At 65.3% G+C, this 16,890-nt stretch carries 15 protein-coding genes; 6 read left to right on the forward strand and 9 right to left on the reverse strand.

Going from position 1 to position 16,890, the window contains the following annotated elements:
• Positions 1–57: 57 nt before the first annotated feature.
• Positions 58–564, reverse strand: coding sequence for a DUF1990 family protein (locus AC1M2K_RS13530; RefSeq protein ID WP_480241367.1), 507 nt, complete (start codon positions 562–564; stop codon positions 58–60).
• 201 nt (positions 565–765) lie between these two features.
• On the opposite strand from AC1M2K_RS13530, the gene AC1M2K_RS13535 reads away from it, so the two are divergent.
• Both AC1M2K_RS13535 and AC1M2K_RS13540 read left to right on the forward strand, forming a co-directional pair.
• Positions 766–1,596 carry a YhjD/YihY/BrkB family envelope integrity protein gene (locus tag AC1M2K_RS13535; RefSeq protein ID WP_480241368.1) on the forward strand — a complete coding sequence of 277 codons (831 nt, stop codon included), beginning with the start codon at positions 766–768 and terminating at the stop codon, positions 1,594–1,596.
• A gap of 135 nt (positions 1,597–1,731) precedes the next feature.
• Positions 1,732–2,145: a four-helix bundle copper-binding protein gene (locus AC1M2K_RS13540; protein WP_480241369.1), complete on the forward strand. Its 414-nt coding sequence runs from the start codon at positions 1,732–1,734 to the stop codon at positions 2,143–2,145.
• An 11-nt stretch (positions 2,146–2,156) separates the two neighbouring features.
• Here AC1M2K_RS13540 and AC1M2K_RS13545 read toward each other — a convergent pair whose 3' ends face one another.
• Together AC1M2K_RS13545 and AC1M2K_RS13550 are read right to left on the reverse strand one after the other, a co-directional pair.
• A complete protein-coding gene (locus AC1M2K_RS13545; RefSeq protein WP_480241370.1) occupies positions 2,157–4,631 on the reverse strand; it encodes an ATP-dependent DNA ligase in 2,475 nt (824 codons plus the stop codon).
• Between the two features lie 143 nt (positions 4,632–4,774).
• Entirely contained in the window at positions 4,775–5,347 is a 573-nt protein-coding gene (locus tag AC1M2K_RS13550; RefSeq protein WP_480241371.1) for a PadR family transcriptional regulator, read from the reverse strand.
• 211 nt (positions 5,348–5,558) lie between these two features.
• On the opposite strand from AC1M2K_RS13550, the gene gad reads away from it, so the two are divergent.
• The 3 genes from gad (at position 5,559) to AC1M2K_RS13565 (ending at position 8,271) form a co-directional block, all read left to right on the forward strand.
• Positions 5,559–6,929 (forward strand): glutamate decarboxylase, encoded by a 1,371-nt coding sequence (gene gad / locus AC1M2K_RS13555; RefSeq protein ID WP_480241372.1) that lies wholly within the window; start codon positions 5,559–5,561, stop codon positions 6,927–6,929.
• 23 nt (positions 6,930–6,952) lie between these two features.
• A complete protein-coding gene (locus AC1M2K_RS13560; protein ID WP_480241373.1) occupies positions 6,953–7,633 on the forward strand; it encodes a hypothetical protein in 681 nt (226 codons plus the stop codon).
• Between the two features lie 134 nt (positions 7,634–7,767).
• A complete protein-coding gene (locus AC1M2K_RS13565; RefSeq protein ID WP_480241374.1) occupies positions 7,768–8,271 on the forward strand; it encodes a DUF3145 domain-containing protein in 504 nt (167 codons plus the stop codon).
• Positions 8,272–8,423: 152 nt separating this feature from the next.
• Here AC1M2K_RS13565 and AC1M2K_RS13570 read toward each other — a convergent pair whose 3' ends face one another.
• The 6 genes from AC1M2K_RS13570 to aceE form a co-directional block, all read right to left on the reverse strand.
• Positions 8,424–9,659 (reverse strand): beta-ketoacyl-[acyl-carrier-protein] synthase family protein, encoded by a 1,236-nt coding sequence (locus AC1M2K_RS13570; protein WP_480236623.1) that lies wholly within the window; start codon positions 9,657–9,659, stop codon positions 8,424–8,426.
• A 117-nt stretch (positions 9,660–9,776) separates the two neighbouring features.
• The gene (locus AC1M2K_RS13575) at positions 9,777–10,025 is read right to left on the reverse strand and encodes an acyl carrier protein (RefSeq protein ID WP_090711896.1); all 249 of its coding nucleotides are present in this window, start codon (positions 10,023–10,025) and stop codon (positions 9,777–9,779) included.
• A gap of 82 nt (positions 10,026–10,107) precedes the next feature.
• Positions 10,108–11,112 carry a beta-ketoacyl-ACP synthase III gene (locus AC1M2K_RS13580; RefSeq protein ID WP_480241375.1) on the reverse strand — a complete coding sequence of 335 codons (1,005 nt, stop codon included), beginning with the start codon at positions 11,110–11,112 and terminating at the stop codon, positions 10,108–10,110.
• Positions 11,113–11,154: 42 nt separating this feature from the next.
• A complete protein-coding gene (locus AC1M2K_RS13585) occupies positions 11,155–12,069 on the reverse strand; it encodes an ACP S-malonyltransferase (protein ID WP_480241376.1) in 915 nt (304 codons plus the stop codon).
• A gap of 102 nt (positions 12,070–12,171) precedes the next feature.
• Positions 12,172–13,371, reverse strand: coding sequence for a PucR family transcriptional regulator (locus tag AC1M2K_RS13590; RefSeq protein WP_480236620.1), 1,200 nt, complete (start codon positions 13,369–13,371; stop codon positions 12,172–12,174).
• A gap of 18 nt (positions 13,372–13,389) precedes the next feature.
• Entirely contained in the window at positions 13,390–16,116 is a 2,727-nt protein-coding gene (gene aceE, locus AC1M2K_RS13595; protein ID WP_480241377.1) for a pyruvate dehydrogenase (acetyl-transferring), homodimeric type, read from the reverse strand.
• Positions 16,117–16,353: 237 nt separating this feature from the next.
• On the opposite strand from aceE, the gene AC1M2K_RS13600 reads away from it, so the two are divergent.
• Positions 16,354–16,827 (forward strand): peroxiredoxin, encoded by a 474-nt coding sequence (locus AC1M2K_RS13600; RefSeq protein WP_480241378.1) that lies wholly within the window; start codon positions 16,354–16,356, stop codon positions 16,825–16,827.
• The last annotated feature ends 63 nt before the right edge of the window (positions 16,828–16,890 follow it).

Consider the following 16,890-nt stretch of genomic DNA (forward strand, 5'->3'; position numbering starts at 1 on the left):
AGCTAAGCATCAGCGCCCGACAGGCCGCCATCCTCGGACACGGATGCCAGACATCCGTCACCGATAAGAATCCAGCGCCCGCAGATTCCTCCGAAGGATCAGGTCCAGGGCCAGGCGCCCGAACGGCCCGGAGGCCCGCATCCACCACGCGGCAGGGCGCCACACGACCCGGATGTGGAGGCGAACGACATCGGTGTCGTCGATCGACACCGTGTAGCTCTCCCATCCGCTCTGCGGATGCCCGACGAGAGCCCCGTGGCCGAAGCCGGACCGTCTCGGTTCGTCGACCACCGCGAAGACGCGGCAGGCCACGCGCGGGCGCAGGGGGCCGAATGGGATCACCCAGACCGAGGTCGCGCCGACGGCAACACGCTCGGGCACGTCGACCGGGTGGAACCCGGATCCGTAGTGGACGCGCCATCGCCGGACGGCAGTCGCTGCCGACTCGAAACGGTCCCGGCCGGTTCCGATCACCCGGGACCGCGTGGTCAGGCGGTAACCGGTGGGACTTGGGCCGTCGATCGAAGGCTCTCCGGTGAAGTTGTACGCGGTACCGAAGGGCATGACCCCAGCATGACATGCACGATCTCTCCTTCCGCACTCGAGTGAAGGTCGGTGCCGTATTCACGTAGTTCGCATGATGCGGGGGCATCCGCGTCATGGCGAGAGTGGGTACCCGGAGTGCTGCGCGGCGCTCCCGCTCCCGTTGCGAATCGAGGTGGCGTGATGGCGACCCAGATGCCGGTCAACCGATTGGTGCGGGCGATGTCTCATGCTGCGGCGGGGCGTTTCGTGTTGCGCGCGCTCCGAGACGTTCGCAACCTCGAACTGTTCGACAGGGCCATGACTCTCGCCGCACAGGCGTTCACGTCGATCCTTCCCATCCTCATCGTCGGCGGCTCCTTGAGAGGGAGCCTGAACCCCGAAGCAGACGCGATGTTCGCCGAGAGCCTCGGCCTCGATGATCAGACCGCGGAGCTGCTACAACAGTCGATGCCCGAGAAGCCGGATGGCGTGACGCTCACCCAGGTCGTCGGCGTGTTGCTGCTCTTCATCGCCGCAACCGCATTCGCACGCGCGCTCGAGCGTTGCTTCCGCAGGATCTGGCGAACGCCGAAGGCAGGGATTCGTTTTGCGTGGCGCTGGGTCGTCGCAATCGTCGCGATCGTGATCGGATTCGTTCTTGTGGTCACGACCCGCTACGTCGTGCGAGGCACGGACACGCTGTCGGCGCTCGAGCTGGTCATCGAAGCAGCGATCTGGTGCGTGTTGTGGTGGACCGCATCATGGATCGTGATCAACCGAAGCGTCAGCCTGCGAGCACTCTTGCCCGGATCGATTCTCGCAGGACTGGGGTTCGCCGTGGCCACCGTGATCGGACGTGCGTACCTCCCGCGGGTACTTGCCTCGTCCGCAGACCAATTCGGCGTGCTCGGACTCGCTTTCTCATACATCGGGTGGCTGTTCGGGTTGATGGCGGTCCTTCTTGCCGCCGTGACGATCGGCCGCGTCATCCACCTCACCCTGACCGGGAACCTGTGGAGCCACTCCGGTGACGCTGCCATGCCACGCGGCCGGCACTCTACTCACGCCTGATTTCGCCAGCGAAAGAAAGCAGGACCCCGGTTCGGCGTGCACACCGCGCGACGTTGCGGAAGGGCTGGACGCTCGGCAGGGTCACCCCTACTGTTCAGAGTGTGTCGACCACGACCCAGACACCCGGCACAGGAGGTGAGTGCGTTGAGCTACGCGACATCCATTCTTCGAGCGGACCCGCGCCCGTTCGACCGTGACGACCGCGCTGTCCTGGCCGATTGCATCGAGGCCTGCCTCCAGTGTTCCCAGGCCTGCACGGCGTGCGCGGAGGCCTGCCTGAGCGAGGAGAGAGTCGCGGACCTCAGCGATTGCATCCGCATCGGGCTCGACTGCGCCGACGTCACAGGGGCGACCGCGAGGGTGTTGTCACGCCACCCGGGCTACGATGCGAATCTCCGCCGTGCCCTGCTCGCCGCCTGCCGGGCTGCCTGTGCCCTCTCCGCAGACCAATGCGAGCTCCAGGCGGAGACGTACAGCCATTGCCGGGTCTGCGCCGAGGCCTGCCGGCGTTGCGAAGCGGCCTGCGCGCGCCTGCTCGAGAGTCTCTGACGAGACCGAGGTCATTCGACCCGGACCTCTTCCGGTGACTTGTCCGTGCGCCAGCCGCGCCACGACGAGTGACGCAGTGCGCCGGCGCTCGTCCACTCCATGAAGGTCACCTCACCGACGAGGTCCGGTTCGATCCAGTGCACGTGCAGGAGCTCGTCTCGGGGCGCGTCGTGCACGGGCGGAGTCTGTCGGGCCATCCCACGGAACCGGGTGACCATCGCGCGCCGTTCAGCATCGGAGAAGCCGGTGCCCACCCGTCCTGCATAGCGGATGCCGGCGGCATCCGGGATACCGAGCACCAGCGATCCGATTCCACCGGCCGCGCTGCCCGCCCCCGGTCTCCAGCCGACGACGACGACCTCTTGTGTGCTCTGGTGCTTGAGCTTGATCCAGGCGCGCGACCGCCTGCCCTCCGCGTATCGGCTGTCGCGAACCTTCGCGATGACGCCCTCCAGGTTCAGAGCGGTGCTGGATGCGAGTGCGGCCTCGATGTCGCCGTCGAACTCCTCGGGAACCTGGATCGGCCCGGTCGGGGTCACGCTGGCGGCCAGCGCGGCACGTCGAACGTCGTAGTCGTCCGCAGTGATGTCATGACCGTCGAGTTCGAGCAGGTCGAAGATCATCATCTCGATCGTGGCCGAACGGGCAGCGGACTCGTCCTCGCTCAGGCCCGCCCGGGACTGCAGGAATCCGAAGTTCGGCCGCCCCTTGCGATCCAGCGCGACGATTTCGCCGTCGAGCACAGCCGACGTCGGGCTGACGGCGGCGCGGAGGGGTTTCACCAGTTCGGGGAACGTGGCTGTCAGGTCCTTGCCGTTGCGGCTCACCAGCCGGACGTCGTCGCCGTCCAGATACGCCACGGCGCGGTATCCGTCCCACTTCATCTCGAAGGCCCAGTCCTCATCCGCGTCGAGGTCTGAGGGTGTCCCGTTGGTCGCGAGCATGGGGGAGCGGAGTGGCCTCGTGATCGGCGCGACGTCGTCCGCCAGATTCGCCGCCAGCGCCATCGGCCGCGACGAGCGGTGCGCCCCGGCCTTCTTCTTCGATCCGTCCATGAGGTGGATCAGCCAGTTGTTCTCTGCGCCGGGCCTGCTGGTGTGGATGAGGGCGTACTTGCGCGGTACTCCACCGAGTCCACCATCGGGCTGTCCGGTGAGTGTTGCGATGACCTCTTTGCCCTCGCGCCATTTCTCGAGTTCGAATGTGCCTGAATCCCAGATCGACACTTCGCCTGCGCCGTACTCACCCTTCGGGATGATGCCTTCGAAAGTGCCGTACTCGAGTGGATGATCCTCGGTCTGCACCGCAAGATGATTCGTCGAGCCATCGAGCGGCGGCCCCTTCGGGACCGCCCACGAGACGAGGACGCCCTCGTATTGCAGGCGGAAGTCGTAGTGCAGGCGCCTCGCGTGGTGTTCCTGGATGACGAACGAGTTGCCGCTCGTCAGGGGAGCGACGGCGTCCGGAACCGGCTCGGGAGTCTTCGCGCCGTCCCTCATGCTGCGGTAGGTCGCCAGCCGGTCGAGTGAGGCCGGGGTCGCTTCGAAGGAGGCCTGGTGGCTCGGTGTCGGTTCGAGTCCGGCATCGCGCGACGACAGGAGAGGGGCGAGCAGGTCCCCGCGTTCACCGACCCGGTCGAGAACCTCCTCGAAGTCGAGCTGGCGGAGTGACGGCGACGCCAGTTCGCGCCAGGTCCGGGGTGCGGCGACCATCGGTCGCATCCGTCCGCGGAGAGAATACGGTGCGATGGTTGTCTTGGCCTGGTTGTTCTGGCTCCAGTCGACCAGGACCTTGCCGGTGCGAAGCGTCTTCTTCATGTCGCTCACGACCAGGTCGCGGTTGTCGGCCTCGAGCGCACGGGCGAGTTCGTGGGCGACGGCCGAGACCTGCTCGGACGTCAACGTCCCGTCGAGTGGGGCGTAGAGATGGATGCCTTTGCTGCCACTCGTCACTGGTAACGGTTCCAGCCCCATGTCCGTGAGGATCTCGCGGGCGAGCCTGGCCACCTCGGCGCATTCGGCCAGGCCGACACCGTCGCCCGGGTCGAGGTCGAGCACCAGCCGGTCGGGCTTGCGACGCCCTCCTGTCCGTTCGAACTGCCACTGCGGAACGTGGATCTCGAGCGCCGACATCTGCGCGAGCCAGGTCAGGGTGGCCCTGTCGTTCACGAGGGGGTACTCGTTGGGCCCGCCCGAGTGTTCGATCGATCGCCGGGAGACCCAGTGCGGCGCTGATTCGTCGAGGTTCTTCTGGTAGAACACCTCGCCGGGGTGCTCAGCGGTGCCGACACCGTGCACCCATCGTTTGCGGGTGGCTGGCCGGTTCGCCGTGTACGGCACCATCACATCGGCGATCTCCGCGTAGTAGCGCAGGACGTCGGCTTTCGTCGTTCCCGTCTCCGGGTACATCACCTTGTCGAGGTTTGTGACGCTGATCTTGCGTCCGTCGACACTCACGATCTGTCTGGAGCCTCCGCGCGCGGCCATGGCCTAGACCGGTTCTTCCACGAGCGCGTCGGTGACGACGTGAGCGCTCTGCAGACCGATGATGTCGTCGATCGGATGCGTCGAGTGCCCGACGGTGAACAGGTGGACCATGCGGGGCAGCGTATCGTCGCCAGGAAAGTTGCTCAAGTCCCTTGAGACGCCGTGGCCGATGGGCGTCTGCCGCGTGGGGGGCGGATGCCTCTGAGCGGCAGGGCGGGATCACTGACGGCGAATGCCGCTCGCGTCTCCTCGAGCCAGCCGAGCGCGGCTCGTGCCCAGTGTCTGTCAGCTGCCGCTGCGACCTGCTCTCGCACGGGGAAGGAACCGGGATCGGCGGACGCGGCCAGCAGCGCGCGCCACGCGACGTCGTGGCGATCGAGGAGCCCCGCCCAGTCGGTCCCAGGAAGGCTCGAACCGATGAGTACTTGATCCAGCAGATCTGCCCAGAACCGCGGCTCCGGGGCGACGGGCAACTCCAGCCATCGCCCGACGGTGGCCAGGCCATCCGCTGTGATGGTGTACAGCGGGAGGTTGTCCTCGGTGACGCTGCCTCCGGCGACGAGGCCGGCACGCCCCAGCCGATCGAGGGTGCTGTAGACCTGGCCGACGTTGAGCTCCGCGCGGTGCGGCGCTCTCGACACGAGTTCGTCACGCAACGCCAGTCCGTAGCCAGGGCCGAGCGAGAGGATCGCGAGGATGCCGTCCTTGACCGCCATCTGCCCTCCAAAGTGAGTTCGCGAAAATTCTACCCGGTATATGTCACGAGGTCGGCCGATCGCCCGATAAGGACGAGTTCCCGCGAGAGCCCTAGCCCACGTCGCTCTCCCGTGCCACACTCTGATCGTGGTCGCCGTCCGGGCCCTCCGCCCCGTGCGTACACATCACGAAACCGCGTCGTTTCCGCACGAGAAAGCCCAGGTGTTTGTCATGATCCACGAAAACAGGCCCGATATCGGGGCTCTCACCCCCGCATATGCGACCCGATTCAGCCAGACGCCGGTACCGAAACACCGGATGCCGGACTTCGAGAGTGAACCGGCTGCGGTCTACCGCCTCATCCACGACGAGCTCCTCCTCGACGGCAGTTCCCGATTGAATCTCGCGACATTCGTCACCACCTGGATGGAGCCGGAGGCCGAAAGACTGATGGCCGAGTCGTTCGACAAGAACATGATCGACAAAGATGAGTATCCGCAGACAGCCGAGATCGAACGGCGTTGCGTCAACATCGTCGCCGACCTGTTCAACGCTCCGAACACGGGTGACGCGATCGGCACGTCCACCATCGGATCGAGTGAGGCCGTGATGCTCGCCGGACTTGCGATGAAATGGCGGTGGCGCCAGCGCCGAGAGGCCGACGGCTTGCCGACGGACCGACCCAACATGGTGATGGGGTCGAACGTGCAGGTGGTGTGGGAGAAATTCTGCCGTTACTGGGACGTCGAGCCGCGATACGTTCCGGTCACCCACGACCGGTTCGTGGTGGACCCTGACGAGGTCATGGAGCAGGTGGATGAAAACACGATCGGGGTGATCCCGATCCTCGGCACCACCTTCACCGGTGAGTTCGAGCCGATCAGGGAGATCCACGACCGTGTGGTTGCTTTCAACGCCGACAGGGGCCTCGACGTTCCGGTGCACGTCGATGCCGCCAGCGGGGGGTTCGTCGCACCGTTCCTGCATCCGGAACTGGAATGGGACTTCCGTCTTCCGCAGGTCAAGTCGATCAACGTCTCGGGACACAAGTACGGGCTCACCTACCCGGGCATCGGCTTCGTGGTGTGGCGATCGCAGGACGATCTGCCTGAGGACCTGGTCTTCCACGTCAACTACCTCGGCGGCGACATGCCGACGTTCACTCTCAACTTCTCGAAGGCCGGCAACCAGATCATCGGGCAGTATTACAACTTCCTGCGCCTCGGTCGCGATGGCTACACCCGGATCATGGAGTCGCTGCGTGACGTCGCGCTGCACCTCTCAACCGCGATCGCGGAGATGGGGCCGTTCGATGTCTTCAGTGACGGATCGGCGATGCCTGTCCTGGCGTTCAGGATGAAGGATTCGCAGCCATTCACCGTCTTCCACGTCTCGGAGCAACTGCGCACAGGTGGCTGGCAGGTTCCCGCGTACACGATGCCCGAGAACGCCACGGATGTGGCTGTGCTCCGTATCGTCGTGCGGGAGGGCCTGGGCCTCGACCTCGCGGACGGTCTGCTTGACGCGCTGCGCCATGCCGTCGATCATCTCCGAGCATTCCCGCCGGGACACCCTGCGCCGCAGCCGGGCTTCAGCCACTGACCGTCCGGGCGGAGGAAACCGCGATGCGATGGCGCCGGGACGGGTCGTGGCGACCTCGCGAGCTCGACTGGCGGGTGGCCGCCCTGTTCATGGTCGGATCTGCGGTCTTCGCCCTGGGCTCGTTCCCTCCGTACGCACAGCTGGTCGACTCCCGCATCGTCGGCCTCACCTTCTTCATCGGCTCCGTCTTCTTCACCGCGGCGGCATACAGCCAGTTCCTCCAGGTGATCAACGATTCTGACACTGCAGGATCCGCGCGCCGCTTCCGCTTCATCGCGTGGCAACCGCAGCTACTGGCGTGGTGGGCAACGATCGTTCAGCTGGCCGGGACACTCTTCTTCAACAGGAGCACCGCCGATGCTCTGCTTTCGAACCTGTCGGTGGGGGAGGTGAACCGGCTGGTCTGGGCTCCGGATGTCTTCGGTTCAGTCGCATTCCTGATCGCGAGCCACCTGGCCTGGCTGATCGTGCGCGGACGCCCCTGGGAAGTTCGAAGGAACGATCCCGATTGGTGGATCGCTGTGCTCAACTATGTGGGGTCGGTCTTCTTCATGTTGTCGGGGATCGCTTCCGTGACGTTGCCCTCGACCGACGAGATCCTCAATCTGACGATCGTCAATTCGGGCACTTTCCTCGGAGCTGTCTGCTTCTTCGCGGGCGCCTACCTCCTGCTGCCCGCGCGGGCCGGACGGCGCGTCGAATGACACCGTTGTGATTTGCCAGCGCCGTAAGGCATAATGACTGCAACGGCGTTGTGCCGACAATTTCATATGATGCTGCAGCTCTGAGCATTTCCACGGTCGTTGGGGAAGACGTACCACAGGAAATGGAGGAGATCATGGTGGCATCAGTCGCACGAGGGGTGATTTTGGTTCACTCCTCTCCGCGCGCGCTCTGCCCGCATGTCGAATGGGCAGCTGGGCGCGCTCTTGGTCGTGCTGTGAACTTCTCCTGGGAGGACCAGCCGGTCCTCAAAGGGGCCCAGCGCACCGAGTTCTACTGGGAGGGCTACCAGGGGATGGGAGCCGCTCTCGCGTCATCGCTGCGCGGGTGGGAACACCTGCGTTTCGAGGTGACAGAGGATCCGACTCCTGGATCCGACGGCGGCCGCTGGCTGCACACGCCAGATCTTGGCATCTTCTTCGCCCAGACCGATACGGCAGGCAATATCGTGATCCCGGAGGATCGCGTCCGCTACGCCATGGAGGTCGCCGGGTCGAACGCCGCCGAACTGCAGCGCGAACTTCGCGTCGCTCTCGGCCAGGCCTGGGACGATGAACTCGAACCGTTCAGGCACGCCTCAGACGACTCCTCGGTCGTCTGGCTCCACAAGGTCGGTTGACCCTCGATTCACAGAGCTGCAGGATGAGCGCCAGTGGCCTCAGGTGCTCCGGTTGGTGATTTCCCGGCCGGTTCGTCGTTGAAACAGCGTGATCCTGTCTACAGAAGAACCCCCGACGAAAATGCTCGTCGGGGGTTCTGTCGTGCGTGGGACTAGACGCTGCGGAATGCGACGACGGCGTTGTGACCGCCGAAGCCGAACGAGTTGCTGATCGCGAGCAGGTCACCTGAACCAAGGTCGCGCGGAGACGTGACGACGTCGAGCGGGATGGCCGGGTCCTGCTCGGCGAGGTTGATCGTCGGCGGGGCGGTGCGTTCGTGCAGGGCGAGGATCGTGAAGATCGCCTCGAGCGCTCCGGTGCCACCGAGGAGATGGCCCGTGGCTGCCTTCGTCGCGGAAACCGCGATGTTCGGCAGGTGGTCGCCGAAGACGCGAAGAAGCGCGTTGTATTCGGCGATGTCGCCGACCGGCGTACTTGTGGCGTGAGCGTTCACGTGGATCACATCGGTGATGCTGGCACCTGAACGCTCGACGGCGGCGAGCATCGCGCGTGCGGCGGCCGAACCCTCCGGGTCCGGAGCGGTGATGTGGTAGGAGTCGCTGGTGACCGAACCGCCGGCAAGCTCGGCGTAGATGCGGGCGCCGCGGGCGAGTGCGTGTTCCTCGGTCTCGAGGACCAGGGAGGCGGCACCTTCACCGAGGACGAATCCGTCACGGGACACGTCGTAGGGCCGGGATGCCGTCTCGGGCGAGTCGTTGCGGCGGGACAGAGCCTGCATGGCTGCGAACGAGGCGATCGGCAGCGGATGGACGACCGATTCGGTTCCTCCCGCGATGACGACGTCTGCGAGTCCGGCCTGCAGGTGCTCGTAGGCATTCGCGATGGCCTCGGTGCTCGACGCACAGGCAGAGACGTCGGTGCGCGAGTAGGCACGGGAAGGGATGGCCATGCTGATCGCGGCCGAAGCGGCATTGGGCATGAGCATCGGGATCGTCATCGGGAGAACCCGGCGGGGGCCCTTCTCCTTGAGGGTGTCCCAGGCGTCGAGGAGCGTCCACAGCCCACCGATGCCGGTCGAGTAGTCCACACCGACCCGCAGGGGGTCGACGTCGGGGGATCCTGCGTCTGCCCACGCTTCACGGGCGGAGACCAGGGCGAACTGGCTGGACGGGTCGAGTCGCTTCACTTCGACGCGCTCGAGAACCTCTGACGGACGAACTTTCGCTTCACCGGCGAACGTGACCGGAAGGTTGTGCTCGGCGACCCAGTCGTATTCGAGGGTGCGGATGCCGGATTCACCGGCGAGGAGTGCCTGCCATGATTCGCGGGCCGTGCCTCCCAGGGGCGAACTGGCGCCGATGCCTGTGACGACGATCTTCTTGGTCATGCGTGGGACTCTCCTGGTGCGTGGTCAGCGATACGAGGGGGAATGGCGTGTCCGCGGCGGCGGGAGACGAGGTCAGGCGAGGCTCGACCTGGTCTCCCGCGCACCGCTGGAACGGATTTAGGCCTGGGCCTTGACGATGAAGTCGACGGCGTCGCCGACCGTCTTCAGGTTCTTGACCTCTTCGTCGGGGATCTTGACGTCGAACTTCTCTTCTGCGTTGACGACGATGGTCATCATCGAGATCGAGTCGATGTCCAGGTCGTCGGTGAAGGACTTGTCGAGCTCGACGGTGTCGGCTGCGATGCCCGTCTCGTCGTTGACGAGTTCCGCCAGGCCGGCGAGGACTTCTTCGGTGGACAGTGCCATTGTTTTTCTCCTTGGGTATCGATTGACCGTTGAACAGTCTATGGGGGTGCTGATGCGGCGCGGCGCATCGGAATTGCGGGTTCTACGGCAGGACGACGACCTGCGCGGCAAAGACGAGACCGGCTCCGAAGCCGATCTGCAGGGCGAGGCCGCCGCTCAGCTCGGGGTGTTCGGTGAGAAGGCGGTGTGCTGCAAGGGGGATGGAGGCGGCAGAGGTGTTGCCTGTCGTCTCGATGTCCCTGGCGATCACGACGCTCTCCGGCAGTTTGAGCTGCTTGGCGAACTCGTCGACGATCCGCATGTTGGCCTGGTGGGGGATGAATGCGGCGAGCTGGTCCGAGGTCACCCCAGCAGCGTCGAGGGCTTCCTTGGCGACTTTGGCCATGTCCCAGACAGCCCAGCGGAAGACGGTCTGGCCTTCCTGGCGCAGAGTCGGCCAGGGCGCTTCGCCCCTGCGGTACTCCTGAAGTGTCGCGTTCATGCCGACTGCTCCGGCCTTCGAGCCGTCCGAGCCCCACACCGTCTTCGAGATGCCCGCGAAATCGCTCGGACCGACGACGGCAGCGCCTGCACCGTCACCGAGGAGGAAGGAGATGGAACGGTCGGCAGGATCGACGACGTCCGAGAGCTTCTCAGCGCCGATGACGAGTACGTAGTTCGCTGCACCTGAACGGATCAGTGCGTCGGCCTGGGCGATGGCGTACGGGTATCCGGCGCACGCGGCGTTGAGGTCGTATGCAGCGGCGGGGTTCGAGCCGACGCGATCCGCGACGACGGCGGCCATCGACGGTGTCTGCTGGATGTTGCTGATCGTTGCGATGATGACCGCATCGATCTGGGCCGCGTCGACGCCGGACGCGGCGATGGCTTCCTTCGCGGCATCCGTCGCCAGATCGACAGCAAGAACGTCCTGGCTGGCGCGCGTCCTGGTGATGATTCCCGTGCGCTGGCGGATCCACTCATCCGAGGAGTCGATGGGGCCGATCAGGTCCTCATTGGGGACGGAAAGGTCCCCGCGAGCCGCTCCCAATCCGAGGATGCGGGTGAAGGCCGGTCCCTGGGACTGCCGCAGAATGGGTGTGGTCATGCGTCTCTCTCGTCTGGTGCTGATTCGGGTGAAATGGGGATGTCAGACAGCCAGCAGCGCCATGGCTGCGGGGATGTCGTCAGGGGATTTGATCGCGACGGCTGGCGTGCCCTTGAGGCCGCGCCTGGCGAGACCGGTGAGTGCGCCGGCCGGGGCGAGTTCGACGATCCCGGTCACGCCTGCCGCCTGCATCGATTCCATGGCCAGGTCCCAGCGGACCGGTGAGGCGACCTGTCCGACGAGAAGTTCGACGAACCGCGAGCCGGAGTCGACCAGGCTGCCGTCGGCGTTGGTCCACAGCGGGCGCACGGGGTCGGATGCCTGGAACGCGTGAGCGTTCGAAGCAAGTTCGTCCCTGGCCGGTTCCATGTAGCGCGTGTGGAATGCGCCGGCGACCTGGAGGGGGATCACCCGGGTGCCTGACAGGGGAGCCGCAGTGAGCTCGGCCAGTGCGTCGAGCGCCCCGGCGACGACGATCTGCCCGCCACCGTTGAAGTTGGCCGGCTGGAGATCGAGTTCATCGAGCCGTGCGAGGAGCGCGTCTGTGTCTCCACCGAGCACGGCGCTCATACCGGTCGGAGTGGTTGCCGCTGCCGCAGCCATCGCCGTGGAACGCGCGGCGACGAAGCGCATCGCTGCAAGCTCGTCGAGCACGCCCGCACCGACTGCTGCGGTGATCTCACCGACTGAGTGTCCGGCGATGCCGACATCGGCGGACAATGGCCCGTTCGCGGAGAGCGCGCGCAGCGTGAGCAGACCGGCGGCAACGATGAGCGGCTGTGCGACGCGGGTGTCCCTGATGGTGTCTGCGTCCGATTCGGTGCCGTGCAGGATCAGGTCGAGGCCTGCAGCCTCCGAGTACTGTTCCATCAGCGCCTGGTTCGACGGGTCGGTGAGCCATGGAGCGAAGAAGCCGGGGGTCTGGGAGCCCTGCCCAGGGCAGACGAGAACGATCACCGTACCAGTCTGCCAATCGTCGTCACGGAAGGTGTGTTGAACATGTCACAAGAATGACAGGATCGCTTGTGCATGTCACACATAGCCACGCGACGGATGCGATCAGCGTCGCCGTTTGACGGCATCCGGTTCGGCGATGGAGCCGAGGATCAGGGCGGCCTGGAGGATGAGCGCCTCTCTGGCGCCTGTCGCATCCCAGCCGATGACGTCGGACACGCGTTTGAGGCGGTATCGGACTGTGTTCGGGTGCACGAACAATTCGCGAGCGGTCGCTTCGAGTGAACGGCCGTTGTCGAGGTAGCACCACAGGGTGGTGACGAGTTCGGTGGAGTGCGCCTGGAGAGGGCGGTAAATCCGCTCGATCAGCGTCGTCCGTGCGAGAGCGTCACCGGCGAGAGCGCGCTCGGGCAGCAGATCGTCTGCCTGCACCGGGCGCGGAGCGTGCCGCCATGCTCGAGCGACGGCGAATCCCGCGAGGGCTGCGCGCGCACTCTTCGATGCCTCGACGAGAGTGGGGACCGCATGTCCGAGGACGAGGTACCCGGAGCCGAAGCCCGGCTCGAGCTGGGTGGCGATCTCGACGAAACTCAGCGACGCCGCTGTGCCGATCTCCTCGTCGTCGACGCCGTGCGACGTCTCGGCCCGACCGATCACGAGCACGAGCCGTCCGCCCTGGACGCCGATGAGGACGTCGGCTGCCATGTGCCTGGCTGTGCGGCGCAATTGATCGACATCGAGTTGGGGCGGTGTCGTACCGACGAGGACCGCGACCTCGCCGTGGCCGTGCCAGCCGAGGGCAGCGATCCGGCTCGGAAGCTCATCATCGGCCTCGCCGGAGAGGATGGAGTCGACGACGAGGGCTTCAAGTCGGGCATCCCACAGACCGCGGGCCTCAGCTGCGCGAGCGTAGACGTCGGCAGCGGCGAACGCGATTTCCCTCGAGTACAGCAGGATGCCCTCACGGAGGTCTTCACCTCCGCCGTCCTTCAGACGGTCCTCGACCACTTCCACGGTGACGCGGATGAGCTGAAGAGTCTGCTGCAGGCTCACCGAGCGCAGCAGTTCGCGTGGAGCGGCGCCGAAGACGTCAGCGGCGATCCATGGCGTCGACTTGGGGTCGTCGAACCATGCGATGAACGACGTGATGCCCGCCTGGGCGACGAGGCCGACCGCCGACCGCCGCCCTGGCGGCATTTCTGCATACCAGGGCAGCGTGTCTTCGAGTCGCTTCAGTGTTGTTGTCGCGAGTTCGCCTGACAGCCTGCGCAGCCAGGCGAGCGTCTCACTCTTCGAACGCGGCACGAGCGGGGAGCTGATGGTCTAGCTCTCACCACCGGCGTTGCCGGTGGTTCCCGAGTTCACGTCGTGCAGGTTGTACTTCTCGATCGCCTGGGCGGGAACCGAGCGGTCGATCTCGCCGCGATCGGCGAGGAGTTCGAGCGCACGGACGACCATCGACGGGCCGTCGATCTTGAAGTAGCGACGCGCGGCAGCCCTGGTGTCGGAGAATCCGAAGTCGTCTGCACCGAGGGTTGCGAAGTCACCGGGCACGAACTGACGGATCTGGTCCGGCACAGCATGCATGAAGTCGGAGACGGCGATGAACGGACCGTTGGCGTCCTGCAACTTCGAGGTGACGTACGCGACCTTCTTCTCGGCATCCGGGTTGAGGAAGTTGTGTTCTTCAGCCTTGATGCCGTCGCGGCGCAGTTCCGTCCACGAGGTGACCGACCAGACGTCTGCCGACACTCCCCAGTCCTGCTCGAGCAGGTGCTGCGCTTCGAGTGCCCACGGCACGGCGACGCCTGAGGCGAGCAGCTGGGCCTTCGGACCGGATGCTTCCGAGTCTTTGAGCTTGTAGATGCCCTTGATCAGGCCGTCGACGTCGAGGTTCTCCGGTTCGGCCGGCTGGACGATCGGTTCGTTGTAGACGGTGACGTAGTACATCACGTTGGGGTCTTCGTGCTCGCCGCCATACATCCGCTCGAGCCCCGAGCGCATGATGTGCCCGATCTCGTAGCCGTATGCCGGGTCGTAGGTGACCGTCGCGGGGTTCGTCGAAGCGAGGAGGGGCGAGTGGCCGTCCGCGTGCTGGAGGCCTTCACCGGTGAGGGTGGTGCGTCCTGCGGTCGCTCCGATGATGAATCCACGGGTCATCTGGTCTCCGGCAGCCCAGAAGGCGTCGCCGGTCCTCTGGTACCCGAACATCGAGTAGAAGACGTAGATCGGGATGAGCGGTTCGCCCTGCGTCGAGTACGACGTTCCGACGTTGGTGAACGCAGCAGCTCCGCCGGCCTCGTTGATGCCGACGTGGAGGATCTGCCCCTGGGGGCTCTCCTTGTAGGCGAGCAGAAGCTCGCGGTCGACCGAGGTGTAGTGCTGGCCGTTCGGGTTGTAGATCTTCGCGGTCGGGAAGAACGCGTCGATGCCGAAGGTGCGTGCCTCGTCGGGAATGATCGGGACGATGCGGTTGCCGAAGTCCTTCGCGCGGATGAGGTCCTTGAGCAGCCGGACGAACGCCATGGTGGTGGCGATCTCTTGCGTGCCCGAACCCTTCTTCGCGATCGCGTAGGTCGAGTCGTCAGGCAGGTTGAGCTGCGTGTACTTCGACCGACGCTCGGGAACGTAACCGCCGAGCGCCTTGCGGCGTTCGTGCAGGTACTGGATCGCTTCGTCCTGGTCACCCGGGTGGTAGTACGGCGGCAGGTACGGGTTCTCTTCGAGCTGGGCGTCCGTGAACGGGATGCGCATCTCGTCGCGGAACGTCTTGAGGTTGTCGAGAGTCATCTTCTTCATCTGGTGGGTCGCGTTGCGACCCTCGAATGACGGGCCGAGGCCGTAGCCCTTGACCGTCTTCGCGAGGATGACCGTCGGCTGTCCCTTGTGCTCGGATGCCGCCTTGAACGCCGCGTACACCTTGCGGTAGTCGTGGCCACCGCGCTTGAGGTTCCAGATCTGCTCGTCGGAGTAGTTCTCGACGAGTTTGAGTGTTCGCTCGTCGCGCCCGAAGAAGTGCTCGCGCACGAAGGCGCCGTTCTCGGCCTTGTAGGTCTGGTAGTCACCGTCGGGCGTGGCGTTCATCAGGTTGAGCAGAGCGCCTGAGTCGTCGCGGGCGAGCAGGTCATCCCACTCGCGACCCCAGACGACCTTGATGACGTTCCACCCTGCACCGCGGAAGAAGCTCTCCAGTTCCTGGATGATCTTGCCGTTGCCGCGCACAGGGCCGTCGAGGCGCTGGAGGTTGCAGTTGATGACGAAGTTGAGGTTGTCGAGTCCTTCGTTGGCAGCGACCTGAAGCTGTCCTCGGCTCTCGACTTCGTCCATCTCGCCGTCGCCGAGGAAAGCCCAGACCTGCTGGTCTGAGGCGTCCTTGATGCCACGGTTGGTCAGGTAGCGGTTGACCTGGGCCTGATAGATCGCGTTGATCGGGCCGAGTCCCATCGACACCGTCGGGAACTGCCAGAAATCCGGCATGAGACGAGGGTGCGGGTACGACGAGATGCCGTTCGGCGCGTGCGACTTCTCCTGGCGGAACCCGTCGAGCTGGTCGGTAGAGAGGCGGCCTTCGAGGAAGGCGCGCGCGTACGTGCCGGGGGAGGCGTGCCCCTGGATGAAGATCTGGTCTCCGCCGCCCGGGTGGTCGTGGCCGCGGAAGAAGTGGTTGAAGCCCACCTCGTACAGCGCCGCTGAGGACGCATAGGTGGAGATGTGTCCTCCGACACCGATCCCGGGGCGCTGGCCGCGGTGCACAGTGACGGCGGCGTTCCAGCGGATCCACGCACGGTATCGGCGTTCGATCTCTTCGTTGCCGGGGAACTCGGGTTCGTTCTCCGGGGCGATGGTGTTGATGTAGTCCGTCGTCGGCACCATCGGCACGCCGAGGTGCAGTTCACGCGAGCGTTTCAGCAGGCTCAGCATGATCTCGCGCGCGCGGCCGTGACCGTGCGTCGCTACGAGTTGGTCAAGTGACTCCTGCCACTCCGCGGTCTCTTCGGGATCAGCGTCGAAGTTGTCAACCGAGTAGGGGTCCTGGTCGTTTACAGTCACCGTCGACCTTTCTGTATGGGCAGATCGTGCCTGGTTCTCACGGTGCAAATTGTCAGTGGGGGTCAGGGTATGACCCGCGCGGGCACCACTGATCAGCCTAGCGACTTGCGCGCGAGTTGGGCGACACAGCCAGCCGCCTTGGAGCACAGAGCCAGCGGGGTTAGCATGTGGAACTGCATTGTGCGGCAGATCCCGCCGCACCGTATCCAGGCGATCCGCCTGAAAGGATGTTCCACCATGGCCCTCGAGAATGACACTCGAGCCCCCGACTTCGCGCTTCCGAACCAGTTCGGAGAGCTCGTCCAGCTCGGCAGTTTCCGCGGCAAACGCGCTGTCGCCCTGGTCTTCTTCCCGCTCGCGTTCTCCGGCAGGTGCACGAGCGAACTCTGCGAGCTGCGTGACAACCTCGCCCTCTTCCAGGACGCGGACATCGAGTTGATCGGCATCTCCGTCGACTCCAAGTTCACCCTCCGTGCATGGGCCGAGGAGGAGGGCTACGACTTCACCCTCCTCGCCGATTTCTGGCCGCACGGTCAGGTCAGCAAGGAGTACGGCGTCTTCCTTCAGGACAAGGGCTTCTCGAACCGGGCGACCTTCCTGATCGACACCGACGGGATCATCCGGGCCAGCTTCATCACGGCACCGGGTGAGGTCCGCTCGCTCGCCGCGTACCGCGCTGCGGTCGAGCGGCTGCAGCACCAGCCCGTCTGACCCGCCGCTCGTTTCCGGCCCGCTCGGGAACCTGTGTAACATGAACTCGCTGCGTCACGCAGT

This window comes from Mycetocola sp. Y171 (assembly GCF_056713165.1).